General features: G+C 64.7%; 12 protein-coding genes. 3 read left to right on the top strand and 9 right to left on the bottom strand.

The features are described from left to right. Positions 1–139: 139 nt before the first annotated feature. Positions 140–856, bottom strand: a complete 717-nt coding sequence (locus tag ACEOAC_RS17320; protein ID WP_413445198.1) for a Pr6Pr family membrane protein — start codon at positions 854–856, stop codon at positions 140–142. Positions 857–1,147: 291 nt separating this feature from the next. Continuing rightward, a complete protein-coding gene (locus tag ACEOAC_RS17315; protein ID WP_413445197.1) occupies positions 1,148–1,459 on the bottom strand; it encodes a hypothetical protein in 312 nt (103 codons plus the stop codon). Between the two features lie 223 nt (positions 1,460–1,682). On the opposite strand from ACEOAC_RS17315, the gene ACEOAC_RS17310 reads away from it, so the two are divergent. Both ACEOAC_RS17310 and purU read left to right on the top strand, forming a co-directional pair. Further along, positions 1,683–2,216 (top strand): bactofilin family protein, encoded by a 534-nt coding sequence (locus ACEOAC_RS17310; protein ID WP_182994438.1) that lies wholly within the window; start codon positions 1,683–1,685, stop codon positions 2,214–2,216. A 332-nt stretch (positions 2,217–2,548) separates the two neighbouring features. After that, positions 2,549–3,418, top strand: a complete 870-nt coding sequence (gene purU, locus ACEOAC_RS17305; RefSeq protein ID WP_077235047.1) for a formyltetrahydrofolate deformylase — start codon at positions 2,549–2,551, stop codon at positions 3,416–3,418. Between the two features lie 492 nt (positions 3,419–3,910). Here the strand turns inward: purU and ACEOAC_RS17300 are convergent, their stop codons facing one another. From ACEOAC_RS17300 to ACEOAC_RS17275, 6 genes are all read right to left on the bottom strand, one after another. Continuing rightward, positions 3,911–5,554: a fatty acid--CoA ligase gene (locus tag ACEOAC_RS17300; RefSeq protein ID WP_413445196.1), complete on the bottom strand. Its 1,644-nt coding sequence runs from the start codon at positions 5,552–5,554 to the stop codon at positions 3,911–3,913. 151 nt (positions 5,555–5,705) lie between these two features. Continuing rightward, complete coding sequence (locus ACEOAC_RS17295; RefSeq protein WP_413445195.1) at positions 5,706–5,996, bottom strand: copper-binding protein; 291 nt, start codon at positions 5,994–5,996, stop codon at positions 5,706–5,708. 62 nt (positions 5,997–6,058) lie between these two features. Further along, complete coding sequence (locus ACEOAC_RS17290) at positions 6,059–7,453, bottom strand: multicopper oxidase family protein (protein WP_413628479.1); 1,395 nt, start codon at positions 7,451–7,453, stop codon at positions 6,059–6,061. After that, positions 7,450–8,844: a TolC family protein gene (locus ACEOAC_RS17285; protein ID WP_413628478.1), complete on the bottom strand. Its 1,395-nt coding sequence runs from the start codon at positions 8,842–8,844 to the stop codon at positions 7,450–7,452. Before ACEOAC_RS17285 ends, ACEOAC_RS17290 begins: the two co-directional genes overlap by 4 nt. A gap of 102 nt (positions 8,845–8,946) precedes the next feature. After that, complete coding sequence (locus ACEOAC_RS17280) at positions 8,947–9,393, bottom strand: hypothetical protein (protein ID WP_413445884.1); 447 nt, start codon at positions 9,391–9,393, stop codon at positions 8,947–8,949. A 33-nt stretch (positions 9,394–9,426) separates the two neighbouring features. Beyond that, positions 9,427–11,769: a heavy metal translocating P-type ATPase gene (locus tag ACEOAC_RS17275; protein ID WP_413628477.1), complete on the bottom strand. Its 2,343-nt coding sequence runs from the start codon at positions 11,767–11,769 to the stop codon at positions 9,427–9,429. An 80-nt stretch (positions 11,770–11,849) separates the two neighbouring features. On the opposite strand from ACEOAC_RS17275, the gene cadR reads away from it, so the two are divergent. Next, a complete protein-coding gene (gene cadR, locus ACEOAC_RS17270; RefSeq protein ID WP_077235054.1) occupies positions 11,850–12,302 on the top strand; it encodes a Cd(II)/Pb(II)-responsive transcriptional regulator in 453 nt (150 codons plus the stop codon). A 9-nt stretch (positions 12,303–12,311) separates the two neighbouring features. Here cadR and ACEOAC_RS17265 read toward each other — a convergent pair whose 3' ends face one another. Then, entirely contained in the window at positions 12,312–13,214 is a 903-nt protein-coding gene (locus ACEOAC_RS17265) for an alpha/beta fold hydrolase (protein WP_413628476.1), read from the bottom strand. Between the last annotated feature and the right edge of the window lie 124 nt (positions 13,215–13,338).

Genomic DNA, 13,338 nt, shown 5'->3' with positions numbered 1-13,338 from the left:
GCTGCGGATCAGTTCGTCGAGGGGATCATTTTGCTCAAAGCTTTTCAATACCTGTTCATTGCCACCGGCTTCATCGTCTCCATGTTGTTCGTGCTGCTGCTGGCCATCACTGCACCCATCGTGTAGGTGATGGTTTGCACTATCGTCGATGCAGGACCGGTTTGCCGGATCGGTTCACGGCGATGAACAAGCCCATCAGTGCGATGAAGCTGGCCAGCAGCAGGCTGGCGTTGAGCAGCACGCGCGGATAGCCGAGGGCATTGACGTCGATGAAGGGGTAGGGATAGAAGCCCGACAAGGCCCCGCGCCATAGCGTGAGCAACAGGTAACCCAGCGGGTACACCAGCCACAGCAGGGACTTGCGCAGCGAGGTCCGGAACACCGGCACGAAGAAGATCCAGTAGGCAATGGCCAGCAGCGGCACCACCGTATGCAGGCTCTCATTGACCAGCGCACGAAAACCCGTCGGCGTCCATAGATGACGCAACAAGAGGTTGTACGCAATCCCCACGAAGGCCAGATAGGCCACCACCGCCGAGATCACCGAAGGCTGCCGGAAGAAGCGGCTCAGGGGTGTCTTCAGCGAAAACGCCAGCGAGGTAAAGCACAGCGCGCTCATCAGGATGGTGAGGTTGGTCAGGTACATGGTCAGCCGGTCCAGCCCATCGAGCACGCCGCCGCCGCGTGCCAGCAGGCGGCCGATGGTGATATCGGTCTGCGCCACGAAGGCGAACCAGCTGATGACGGCGATCAGTGTGGCCACCGCCCGTGCTGCGGTGGAGTCGCGGCGGGCCGGGAAAAGTTGGGCGCCAAAGGAATCCAGCGATTCCGGCGAGGGGATCTGTTCGTGGCTCATGGTGTGATCAGGGCAGCGGGACAGCTACGGCAGGGCAGGCGGATGCCTGGGCGCGCAGCGTGCACATCGTCAAAGGACATCATCATAAATCGGCTGACCCGGATGTGCTGGCGCGATGACATTCATTTTCATCGCTTACATCGGCTCACATCCTGGCGCTTTTTTCTCCGTGTTGTATCGGATGTCTCTGGATCTCTTCTTTGCTCTTCCTGCTGGCGATTGGGGTGGTTTTCACGGTCCGTGTCGGCCCCGTGGAGCGGGAAAGGAAGGGAATGCGGAGCATCCGAAAGACTAAGTTTTTAGGATGCGTAGCTTCTTCTGAAAGGCCCTTTTTGAAAAACGTAGATGGCCTTGGGAGTCACGTCCAGAGCGGATTGCAGCAGGATGGTTGTCGCCTGCAGGCGACGCGGGGTTGAAGGCAACTGTTACATTTTTTTTAGTTACAAGGCGCTTCAAAATATAAATAATTTGCCCTGTATTCTTTGCGGAGAAAGGCTTCTTCGCTGTTACAAAATTATCGTGAACTTTGCAAAAGGCATCCTGCCGAACCGCACAGGTTTCCTCCCGGACAATGCCCTGCGGCATCGCTTCCAGGTGGCGCATCCCGGTCCTCGACCGTGACGATCGCTGCGGGAGGGTTCGACCTGTGGGCGTGGCGTCCTGTCGCTGATCACCTGCCCGGATATCCGCCGAACCCCCGGATATCTGCAGCCGGTCACCCGGGGCAACGCTACGTTCGCGTGCGCACTGTTGCGCATGCTCTTCTTCGCGCGTCATGACGCGTGTCATTTTTTTTGCTTCAGGCACTACCATTTCAGGAGATCACATGCTTCGCTCGGAATCCCTCTTCGGCAAACGCGAAACCAGCTCGACCAACTCCCCGTTCAGCAGTGCGGGCAATAGCGTCTCTTCTTCTACAGGCGGCAATGTGACCAGCGTCAATAAACCCAATCAGTATCCCTCTTCCGTGTCCAGCACCACCGGCAGCGCGCCTGCGGCGACCGAGGAGACCGGCAGCAAGCTCACCGTCGGCCCCAATATCAAGGTCAAGGGCGAGATCGAGGACTGCGACACCCTGGTGGTGGAAGGCAAGGTGCAGGCCACCATCAACTGTCGCGTGGTGCAGATCGCCGAACGTGGCGCCTTCAAGGGCTCGGCCGAGATCGACCTGGCCGAGATCCGGGGCGAGTTCGACGGCGACCTGACGGTGCGCCAGAAGCTGGTCATCTATTCCAGCGGCAAGGTTACCGGCAAGATCCGCTACGGCAAGCTGGTCATCGAAGAGGGTGGCCAGTTGGCGGGCGATCTGCAGGTCGGTGGCGGGCACGAGCAGAAGGATCTGCTGCAGAAGACTGCCTGAGAGCCACTGCGGGTGGTGGCGGGTGCGGCGCACCGGCCGCCATCCGGGGATGGGCTGGCGTAGTGGCGTGGGCGATGGGGTGGCCGGGTTTCTTTTTGGAAACCTGCTTGTCTGTGTCGCCATCTGGGGGCTTTGACGGTCAATTGCGCCGATTTCGGTGTCATTGGCTCGCCGTGTCGTGTGCACGGCGTTTCTCCATGGCGCGGGATTTGTCCGCGTCGCCCGGCCGTGCGACAATAGCGCCTTTCGTCCTTTTAGCCGGCCTGCCAGGCCGGTGGTGACGCCAACCCGGCGTTACCTGTGGGGACGCTGGCGCTTTTCAGTACATTCTCATGGCTCACCCGGAATACATCCTTACCTTGTCCTGCCTGGACCAGCGCGGCATCGTGCATCGCGTCTCGGGCTTCCTGGCCGATCACGGCTGTAACATCATCGATTCGGCGCAGTTTGGCGATGCGCAATCCCGGCTTTTCTTCATGCGCGTGCATTTCTCTTCGGAAGATGCGGCGGTGTCGGATGCGGCGCTGCGGGCCGATTTCGGCGTGCTGGGGGATGCGCTGCAGATGAACTGGCAGTTGCATGATGCGGGCAAGAAGCCGCGTGTGATGCTGATGGTGTCCAAGATCGGGCATTGTCTGAACGATCTGCTGTTCCGCTACAAGAGTGGTCTGCTGCCGGTGGAGATTCCGGCGATCGTGTCGAACCATACGGATTTCTATCAGCTGGCGGCGAGCTATAACATTCCTTTCCATCATCTGCCATTGGCTACCGGTGCGCCGGCTGAGGTGAAGCGGGCGCAGGAGCAGCGGATCATGGAGATCGTGGATGCGAACCAGATCGATCTGGTGGTGCTGGCGCGTTATATGCAGATTCTCTCGCCTGAGATGTGCGAGGCTTTGCGTGGGCGGGCGATCAATATCCACCATTCCTTCCTGCCGAGTTTCAAGGGGGCCAAGCCTTATTATCAGGCCCATGATCGGGGGGTGAAGCTGATTGGGGCGACTGCGCACTTTGTCACCGGTGATCTGGATGAGGGTCCGATCATTGAGCAGGGGGTGGAGCGGGTGGATCATTCGATGGGGCCGGATACGCTGACTGCCATCGGGCGCGATATCGAGTGTGTGGTGTTGGCGCGGGCTGTGAAGTGGTTTACCGAGCATCGGATTCTGCTCAATGGGCATAAGACCGTGATCTTCAACTGATTCTTGCTGTATGAACTTGGACGCCGTCTGGCTTGGGCTGGGCGGCGTTTTTGTTTTGTGCTTCGGTTTGTGTTTTAGGTGGGTTGTGGAGTGGGCTAGGGTAGTCTGCACGGTGTGCTGTTCTGCGCACTGACTTAATTTTTTCTCTCTCCGGCCTCAGGGGAGCGCCGGGGGCGGCCCGGCAGCCGCTCACTTTCTTTGGCCCGCCAAAGAAAGTAAGCAAAGAAAACGGCCCCCAAGAGCCAGCCCTCCTGCGGAGGGTTCCCGCCACAGTGAAACAAAAAGTGGGAAAAATAGAGTCGCTTCGCTCCCACTATTTTTCTGATCCACTTTTTGTTTCACTGCGGCGGCTGGCTCCCAAGGGGGAAAGCGTGACCGGCTCGCCTTCGGCATCGCGGTGTGTTGCTCGCCTTCGGCTTCGCGCTGAACTCTCGCCTTCGGCCTCGCGTTCTTGGTCATCTTTGTGAAATCACTGCTCCCGCTTTCTTCTCTTCATTTTCCCGTTGCCGGATACTGCTCGCGCATGACGCGCTTGTTCAGCTTGCCTACGCTGGTGCGGGCCAGTTCGGTGACGAACTGGACGCGGTCAGGTACGCCGTAGCGGGAGATGGTGCCGGCTTCGGCAGCGGCCATGACGTGGCGGCGGATGTCTTCTTCATTCACGCCTGTGCTGTCTTTTTTCAATACCACCAGGGCGATCGGGCGCTCGCCCCATTTGCCGTCCTGGATGCCGATGACCGCGGTTTCGGCGACGGCGGGGTGGCGGGCGATGATGTCTTCGATCTGGAGTGACGATACCCATTCGCCTCCGGTCTTGATGACGTCCTTGATGCGGTCGGTGACCTGCAGGTAGCCTTCGCCGTCGATGTGGCCAATGTCCTGAGTGTGCAGCCAGCCACCGTGCCAGAGGTCTTCCGAGGCTTCGGGCTGGTGCAGGTAGCCCTGGGTCAGCCAGGGGGCGCGGACGACGACTTCTCCCGTGCTCTTGCCGTCGTGCGGGCAGTCGTTCATCTCTCCATCGACCGTGCGTAAGGCCACCAGGGGCAGCGGGCGGCCGGTCTTCAGGCGTAGGGTGGTTTCGCGGTCGCTGCCAAGGTCGGCAGTGGCGACCTGGGCCAGGGTCAGGACCGGGCAGGTCTCGGACATGCCGTAGCCAGTGAAGACGTCAAGTCCCCGCTCCAGCGCGGCCTTGGCCAGGGCGCCGGTCATGGCGGAGCCGCCGATGATCATCTTCCAGCCGGTGAGGTCGGTCTCGCGGGCCTGTTCCGATGACAGGATCATCTGCAGGATGGTCGGTACGCAATGCGAGAAGGTGACCTTTTCTTCGCGGATCAGGCGGCAGATGGTGTCGGGGACGTAGCGGCCAGGGTAGACCTGCTTGACGCCGGCCATGGTCGCGACATAGGGCAGGCCCCATGCGTGGACGTGGAACATCGGGGTCAGTGGCATGTAGACGTCGTCGCGGTGCAGGCGGCCTTGCTGCGGGGCCAGTGCCAGGCCTGCGGTGGTGCCCAGGGTGTGCAGGACCAGTTGCCGGTGGCTGAAGTAGACGCCCTTGGGCAGGCCGGTGGTGCCGGTGGTGTAGAAGGTGGTGGCGCGGGCGTTTTCGTTGAAGTCGGGGAAGCTGTAGCTGGCCTCGGCCTGGGCCAGCAGTTCTTCATATTCGCCGGCAAAGCCGGGGCCGCGCGGGCAGGGGGTGTTGTCGTCGGTGAGCAGTACGCAGCGGGTCAGGGTGGTGAGTTCGCCCCGGATCTGCTTGAGCACCGGCATGAAGTCGGAATTGACCAGCAGCACGTCAGCCTGCGCATGGTTGAGGGTATAGGCGATCTGCTCCGGCGACAGGCGCACGTTGACCGTCTGCAGCACGCATCCCATCATCGGTACGGCGAAGAAGCATTCGAGATAGCGGTTGCTGTCCCAGTCCATCACGGCCACGGTGTTGCCGGCCTGGACGCCCATTTCCTTGAGCACATTGGCCAGCCGCTGTACCCGCTGGTAGAAGCCGGTATAGGTGAGGCGGCGCTGGCCGTAGATGATTTCCTGGTCGGGGGCGGTGGACAGGGCGCTGTGCAGCAATTGCTTGATCAGCAGTGGATAGCCATAGGCCGAGGGCGTTTGCTGGATCACTTGGGGCATGCCGGGTCTCCTCTGTTGTGTCGGCGCGATGGCCTGTTATGGAAAAAAACCGATGATAACGCCAACGCCGCAGGGGAATGGCCCTCGGGGCGACGAAATTTACATCCGGCATTGCGCCTTCAGTTCGTCGCCCTGCACCCGTCGGTGCCGATCAGTTCCGGCTCTCCAGCGAGGTGACGGTGAGCGCGCCATCGATGCGGTCGGCGGTGAAGCTGATCTTCTCGCCTTCATGGGCGCGTCCGATGATGTCCGGCGCGGCCTTGAAGACCATGGTCATGCCGGACATCTGCAGGTTGGGGATGTCGCCGTGGCGGATGGTGAGCTTGCCGGCAGCGGCATCGACCTTGCGGATTTCGCCGTCGACCTTGGGTGCCGTGCCCTGGGCATGGACGCCCAGCACGGGCAGCGAGAGAGCCAGGGTGAGGAGGAGGGTGCGTAACATGATGCTTCCTTTCTTGATGGTGTAAAGCTGAAGTTGTTGGGTGGGCTGGTTCAGTAGCTTGCTCAGTGGCCGTGGTGCCCGCCCGGCTTGACCACGTCCAGCGGGGCCGGTGCTGCCGGCTTGGTATGGCTGCCGACCGCGCGCCTGGCCTCGGGCATGTCTCCCTGCCATTCGCGGGCGACCGTGCCGCTGGGGGCGCGGTACCAGCCGGGGTCGCGGTAATCGTCGCGGGCCAGGTGGCGGCGTACCTTGACGGTGCTGAACATGCCGCCCATTTCGATGGGGCCGTAGGGGCCGGTCCCGGTCATCATCGGCAAGGTGTTGTCGGGCAACGGCATCTCCATGCCGTCCATGGAGCCACCCTTGTCACCCATGGCCATGTAGTCGGGGATGAGCTTGCTGATCTTCTCGACCACCCGTGACTGGTCCACTCCGATCATGGTCGGGACGTCGTGGCCCATGGCGTTCATGGTGTGGTGGGCCTTGTGACAGTGCAGCGCCCAGTCGCCTTCCTCGGTGGCGTCGAACTCGATGGCGCGCATCTGGCCCACGGCGATGTCGGTGGTGACCTCGGGCCAGCGTGCCGCGGGCGGCACCCAGCCACCATCGGTGCCGGTGACACTGAATTCGTGACCGTGCAGATGCAGGGGATGGTTGGTCATGGTCAGGTTGCCCACGCGGATGCGCACGCGATCGTTCTGCCGCACCACCAGCGGGTCGATGCCGGGGAAGGCGCGGCTGTTCCAGGTCCAGAGATTGAAGTCCAGCATGGTGCTGACCTTGGGGACGGCCGCACCGGGTGCGATGTCGTAGGCATTCATCAGGAACACGAAGTCGCGGTCCACCCGCATCTGGCCGGGATCCCTGGGATGCGTGACCCAGAAGCCCATCATGCCCATGGCCATCTGCACCATCTCGTCGGCATGCGGGTGGTACATGAAGGTACCGGCGCGCCGGGCGGTGAATTCATAGACATAGGTCTTGCCCGGCGGGATGGCCGGCTGGGTCAGGCCGGAGACACCATCCATGCCGTTGGGCAGGCGCTGGCCATGCCAGTGCACCGAGGTCGCCTCGGGCAACTTGTTGGTCACGAAGATGCGTACCCGGTCGCCTTCCACCACTTCGATGGTGGGGCCGGGGCTCTGGCCGTTGTAGCCCCACAGATTGGCTTTCATGCCGGGGGCAATTTCACGCACCACCGGTTCGGCCACCAGGTGGAATTCCTTGACGCCGTTCTTCATGCGCCAGGGCAAGGTCCAGCCGTTGAGCGTGACCACCGGTTGATAGGGGCGGCCAGTGGCCGGTTGCAGTGGTGGCTGGGTGGCGGCGCTGGTCTGCAGCGCGGCTTCGGGCAGGTTGGCCGCGCCGACGCGGCTGACGGCGCCGGCCGTCACGGCGGTGGCGGCCAGGGCGGCGCCGCGCAGGAAGTGGCGGCGGTCCTTGTCGCTCGGGTTCATGGTTGCGTTCCTTGGGTGGGGCGGCCGTTGAGGGCCAGTTGCAGGGCGGCGTCGGCGATCCAGAAATCGCGCTGGGCGTCGATGGCGGCGTTGACGGTGCTGGCCTGTTCGCGGGCATCGGCCAGCAGCGCGAAGACGCTCAGCAGCATGCCGTTGTAACGCAGCAGGTTTTCTTCGGCGATGCGCTGGCGCAGCGGCAGCAACTGGTCGCGATAGCGTCGTGCCAGGGCGTAGGCATCCTGTCGTTGGCGCCAGGCCAGGCGCGCCTGGGCGCGGGCGTCCAGGACGGCACCGGCCAGCTTGTGGGCGCCTTGCAGGTAGATCGCCTCGGCCTTGGCGACGCGGGCCTCGCCCCAGTCGAAGAGCGGGATCTCGATGGAGATCTCGTAGCCGATTTCGGGCGGCTTGCCGCTTTCGGACGTGCGCAGCGCGCCCAGGTCCAGCACGTTCACCAGGCGCGTGGCGCGGGTCAGGCCCAGCGAGCCTTGCAGGCCTTCCAGTTCGGTGCGGGCGGCCTGCACGTCCAGGCGCTGTTGCAATGCCTGCTGCTCGACGTCGCCCAGGGCATCCAGTTGCGCGGGCAGGGCCGGCAGTTGCGCCGGCAGGGCGAAGTCGGGCGCCAGGCCCAGCAGGCGGGCCAGGGTTTCCTTGTCCTGCGCGGCCAGGCGCTGGGCCTGTTCCAGGCTGGCTTGCGCCTGGCCGTAGAAGAACTGTTCGCGGGCGGCGTCCAGTTTGCTGATGTTGCCCAGGCGGGCCATCTGAGCGGCCAGTTCATGCGCGGCATCGGCGGCATCGGCGACCTGCTGCTGGTAGGTCAGGCCCTGCTGCGCGGCCACTGCCTGGTAATACGCTTGCCGGGTCTGTGCGGCCAACGCCAGCACGCGTGCGGCCAGCGACAGGCGGACCTGTTCGAAGCGGCGCTGTTCGATGCGGGCGGTGGCTGGCATGGTCAGCAGGCGCATCAGGCCCAGCGACAGGCTGCGCTCGATCTTGATGTCGTCGCCGGCATGGGTACGGGCAAAGGAAAACCCGGGGTTGGGCAGGCGCCCGGCCTGGACCAGATCGGCTTCGGCCACGCCCAGTTCGGCGAAGGCGGCCTGCAGTTCGGGGTTGTTGATCAGGGCGATCTGTACCGCGTCATCGGCACTGGCCAGTCGGGTGGCCGTGGGGCCAGCGCTGCCATTGGCCTGCAAGAGCCGGGTGACACGGTCCTGGCTGGCCTGGCCTTGTTCGGGCGTGCGGTTCCAGGCGGGCGCCTGGCCCAGGCGCTCGGTGCTGGTCTGTGCCAGCCGGTCGAAGCCGGCGTCGGGCGAGAGCTGCGCGCAGCCGGCCAGCATGGCGCAGGCGGCCACGGCGGCTGCCCGCAAGGGGCGTGAGACATGGGGGATCATGAAATCCTCGTCTGATGATGATCGTCATCCGTCGTGCGGCATGCAGGATGCGACACGTAACGGGGCAGAGCTCATGCGCACGCGGACGTGCGGGGGGCGGGATCAGGCGAGGGCAGGGGGACGATCGGGGTTTTCCGGCAGGTAGCCGACGAAGCCGGAAGCCGGCTGCACGAGATAGTCGTGCGAGGGAAGATCGGGCGCGGGAACGGTCGCCAGCGCCAGCGGCAGGATGGCGCCCACCGTGCAGGCGGCGCAGAAGCTGCAGGAGGCGTTGGCGTGCTGCGTGCCATGCGGGGAAGCCGGTGCAGGATCGCTATCGGCCAGGGTTTGCGCCATCGGGTGATGGTGGGCGTGATGCTGTGCAGCCTGGTCGGCAGGGGCGGCTTCGGCGGTCATGGCAGTAGCGCTGGCCTGACCGGCGTGGTGTTGTCCATGATGTTGTGTCGCTTGCATCGCCGGCGCGCAGGCCTGCAGCACGGCGGCGAAACCCTGGAGGGGAATCGCCAGCGCCAGCAGCCAGAGCAGGAGGATTTTTGCGCGCAGCATCATGGGCGCCAGTATAGTCGCTGTGCCGGCCGTGGATCAACCGGCCGGTTTGCGCTGGCGCAAGCCGCGCACCAGCCGCAGGCCGTTGAAGACCACGATCAGGCTGGCGCCCATGTCGGCGAACACGGCCATCCACAGCGAGCTCATCCCCAGCAGCGCCAGCACCAGGAATACCGCCTTGATGCCCAGGGCGATGCTGATGTTCTGCACCAGTACGGCATGGGCCTGGCGCGAGAGGCCGATGAAGTCGGCGATCTTGCGCAGGTCGTCGTCCATCAGCGCGACATCGGCCGTCTCCAGGGCGGTGTCGGTACCGGCCGCGCCCATGGCAAAGCCGATATCGGCGCGCGCCAGGGCCGGGGCGTCGTTGATGCCGTCACCGACCATGCCCACGCTGCGCTCGCCATGGCGCTGGCGCAGCTGCTCGATGGCCTGCAGCTTGTCTTGCGGCAGCTGATCGCCACGGACATCGATGATGCCGGTCTGCCCGGCAATTGCCTGGGCGGTGTGGCTGTTGTCCCCGGTCAGCATGACCACCTGCACACCCATGGCCTGCAGTTCACTCACCGCCTGGCGGCTGCTGGGGCGCACCGTGTCGGCCACCGCCATCAGCAGTTCCGGGCGGCCGTCGCGGCAGAGCAGGGTGGTGGTCTTGCCCTGCTTTTCGAAGCCTTGCAGGCGCGCTTCCAGTTCCGGGCTGCACTGACCCAGTTCATGCACCAGGCGGTGGTTGCCCAGGTGTAGCAATTGCCCGTCGATGCGGCCTTGCACGCCGCGTCCGGCCAGGGCGGCGAAGTCCTGCACCTCCAGTGCCTGCCTATCCTCTTGCCTCTCCTCCTGCACCGCGATGGCACGCGAGACCGGGTGGTCCGAGCGTGCCGCCAGCGACACCGCCAGTTGCAGCAGGGCCTGCTGGTCGGCACCCGCCTGCAGCGAGACCACGTCGGTCAGGCGCGGCTTGCCGAAGGTCAGGGTGCCGGTCTTGTCCACCGCCAGGGCGCGCAGGCGTCGGCCCTGTTCCAGGTAGACCCCGCCCTTGATCAGGATGCCGTGCCGGGCCGCCGAGGCCAGCCCGCTGACGATGGTCACCGGCGTGGAAATGACCAGCGCGCAAGGGCAGGCGATGACCAGCAGCACCAGCGCCTTGTACAGCCAGGGCTGGAAGGGCGCACCGGCCAGCAAGGGCGGCAGCAGGGCCACCAGCACGGCCATCACCACCACGGCCGGGATGTAGTAGCGCGCGAAGTTGTCCACGAAGCGCTGGGTCGGGGCGCGCTGGCCCTGGGCCTGCTGCACGCTCCTGACGATGCGCGAGAGGGTGGAGTCGGCCTGGGCGGCGCTGACCCGCATCTCGAAGGCGCCCTGTTCATTGATGGTGCCGGCGAAGACCGGATCGCCGGCCTGCTTGGCCACCGGGAGGCTCTCGCCGGTGATCGGCGCCTGGTTGATGCTGGTGCTGCCGCTGACCAGCAGGCCATCGAGCGGTACGCGCTCGCCCGGTGCCACGCGCACCATGGCGTCCACGGCCACGCTGGCGGCCGGCACGCTGTTCCAGCTGCCATCGGCGCTGCGCACGGTGGCCATGTCCGGGGTCATCGCCATCAGCCCGGCGATGGCGTTGCGGGCGCGGTCCAGCGACAGCGCCTCGATCATCTCGGCCAGGGTGAACAGCACGATCACCACCGCCGCTTCCGGCCACTGGCCGATCACGGCGGCGCCGATGACGGCCAGCGACATCAGGAAATTCATGTTCAGCGAGAAATTGCGCAGGGCGATCCAGCCCTTCTTGAGCGTGCCCAGCCCGCCCAGCAGGATGGCCGCCAGCGCCAGCGCGATCACCGGCAGCGAGCGTTCGTCGCCGCTGGTCCAGGCCAGCACCTCGGCGCCCAGCGCGGCCACGCCGGCCAGACCCAGCAGCGCCCAGCGCCGGGCCGGGATGCGGTAGGCGGCCGCCTGGTCGGGCGCGTCGCCCCCGGCGTCGGCGTCCAGCGAATCGGACTTCACGGCCGGCAGCATGTCCAGCGCCTTGAGGGTCGCGACCAGCGGTGCGATGGAGGGCAACTGGTGTTGCACCGTCAGTTCGCGCTGGATCAGGTTGAATTCCAGGGTACCTACACCCTTCATGTTGGCGAGGCGTTCACGGATCAGTTTTTCTTCAGTCGGGCAGTCCATCTTCTGAATGAAGAAGACCGCCTGTTCGGTCGCGCCGTCCAGCTTGCGCGGTGCCGCCACCGCCGCAGCACTGTCGCAGGCGTGGCTGCCGCAGCAGGCTTGTGGCTGGGCGTGCTGGTGCTGCCCATGATCATGATGGTGGTCATGGTCGTGGTCGTGATGATCGTGCTGATGGTCATGCGCGTGCTTGTGATGCGTTCCGGTCATGCCTTGCTCCTTGTGCAGCCAACGGGTTTCAGGGGTATATTAAAAACCCTGAAGTAACTACAAGGTCAAGCGAGGATCGCATGGATACGCTCAAGATAGGCGAACTGGCCGCCCAGGCCGATTGCCCGGTGGAAACCATCCGTTATTACGAGAAAGAGGCCTTGCTGCCCGAGCCGACGCGTTCATCGTCGAACTACCGGCTCTACGGTGAGCGGCACGTCGAACGCCTGCAGTTCATCCGCCATTGCCGTTCGCTGGACATGACGCTGGACGAGGTGCGCGAACTGCTGCGCCTGCGCGATGCGCCCGAGCAGAACTGCGGCGAGGTCAATGCCCTGCTGGACAAGCACATCGGCCACGTGGCACAGCGCATCGTGCAACTGCAGGCCCTGCAGGAGCAACTGCACCAGTTGCGCGCCCAGTGCGAAGTGGAACAGCCGGCGCGGGATTGCGGCATCCTGCAGGGGCTGGCCAGCCTGCCGGACGAGATGAAGCCCGCCAATCTGGGCAGCCACGGCGGTGGCTGCCACTGAGGCCGTGGATCAGGCCGGGCGTGCCAGCCAGGCCATGATTTCCTCGGTGACCTCGTCCGGTCGTTCGCGCTGCGGGAAGTGGCCGGCACCCGGGATCAGCACGCGCCGATAATCCTTGCCGAAGAACTTGTCCCGACCCTCGGAGGTAGCAGGGGCGTTGGCGCCATCTTCGGCGCCATGCAGCACCAGCGTGGGCACCATGATGCGCGGCGTGTCCTGCAGCCGGGCTTCCAGGGCGGCATAGGTCGGGTCACCCTCGGCGAAGCCCCAGCGATGACGGTAGGAGTGCAGGCAGATATCGACCCAGTCCGGATTGTCGAAGGAGGCGGCGGTATTGTTGAACTCGCTCTCGGCAAACTTCCACGACGGTGACCAGCTATGCCACATGAAGCGGGTGAAGGCCCGACGGTCCTCGCGCAGTTCGGCCGCGCCACGGTCGGTGGCGAAATACCAGTGGTACCAGTAGTTACGCGATTGCTGCAGCGTCAGTTTCTGGTCCGGCCGGTTGGTCCCCCAGCCCACCGACAGCGCGATGCAGTGGCTGATGCGTTCGGGGGTCTGCGAGGCAGCGATATAGGCGGCACGGGCGCCCCAGTCGTGGCCGACGAGCGCGTAACGCTGCAGGCCGAGGGCGTCGACGAAGGCCATCAGGTCACTGCCCAGCGCGGCCAGCTGGCCGCTCCTCGGGGTGCTGTCGGCGTGGAAGCGGGTCGGTCCGTAGCCGCGCAGGTAGGGGCGGATCACCTGGTAGCCGGCCGCACGCAGTGGACGCAGCAGGGCATCCCAGGTTCGCACGTCGTCCGGCCAGCCATGCAGCAAGACCACCGGCGGGGCGTCCGGCGGGCCGCTGACTTCGAAGCCGATGCGCAACTGGTCGGTGTCGACGAAACTCAGATGATTGGTCTGGGGCATGGCAAGCAGTCTCCCTCTTCTGTGTTCTGGTGAGTGATGGCTGAGTGATGGCTGAGTGATGGGTGGCATCCGAGCGCGATCATCCCCGCAGCCAGCGGCACCGTCGGTCCCCCCGTTGGCGACG

Source organism: Herbaspirillum frisingense (assembly GCF_047325095.1).
Taxonomy (GTDB): Bacteria; Pseudomonadota; Gammaproteobacteria; order Burkholderiales; family Burkholderiaceae_D; genus Herbaspirillum; species Herbaspirillum frisingense.
The sequence above is the reverse complement of the archived record's forward strand: the minus strand, read 5'-3'. Positions and strand labels throughout refer to the sequence as shown.

Bases quoted from the DNA above. Each gene is read 5' to 3' on its own strand.
- ACEOAC_RS17320 (WP_413445198.1), bottom strand. From the start codon at position 856: ATGAGCCACGAACAGATCCCCTCGCCGGAATCGCTGGATTCCTTTGGC.
- ACEOAC_RS17315 (WP_413445197.1), bottom strand. From the start codon at position 1,459: ATGCGCCACCTGGAAGCGATGCCGCAGGGCATTGTCCGGGAGGAAACC.
- ACEOAC_RS17310 (WP_182994438.1), top strand. From the start codon at position 1,683: ATGCTTCGCTCGGAATCCCTCTTCGGCAAACGCGAAACCAGCTCGACC.
- purU (WP_077235047.1), top strand. From the start codon at position 2,549: ATGGCTCACCCGGAATACATCCTTACCTTGTCCTGCCTGGACCAGCGC.
- ACEOAC_RS17300 (WP_413445196.1), bottom strand. From the start codon at position 5,554: ATGCCCCAAGTGATCCAGCAAACGCCCTCGGCCTATGGCTATCCACTG.
- ACEOAC_RS17295 (WP_413445195.1), bottom strand. From the start codon at position 5,996: ATGTTACGCACCCTCCTCCTCACCCTGGCTCTCTCGCTGCCCGTGCTG.
- ACEOAC_RS17290 (WP_413628479.1), bottom strand. From the start codon at position 7,453: ATGAACCCGAGCGACAAGGACCGCCGCCACTTCCTGCGCGGCGCCGCC.
- ACEOAC_RS17285 (WP_413628478.1), bottom strand. From the start codon at position 8,844: ATGATCCCCCATGTCTCACGCCCCTTGCGGGCAGCCGCCGTGGCCGCC.
- ACEOAC_RS17280 (WP_413445884.1), bottom strand. From the start codon at position 9,393: ATGATGCTGCGCGCAAAAATCCTCCTGCTCTGGCTGCTGGCGCTGGCG.
- ACEOAC_RS17275 (WP_413628477.1), bottom strand. From the start codon at position 11,769: ATGACCGGAACGCATCACAAGCACGCGCATGACCATCAGCACGATCAT.
- cadR (WP_077235054.1), top strand. From the start codon at position 11,850: ATGGATACGCTCAAGATAGGCGAACTGGCCGCCCAGGCCGATTGCCCG.
- ACEOAC_RS17265 (WP_413628476.1), bottom strand. From the start codon at position 13,214: ATGCCCCAGACCAATCATCTGAGTTTCGTCGACACCGACCAGTTGCGC.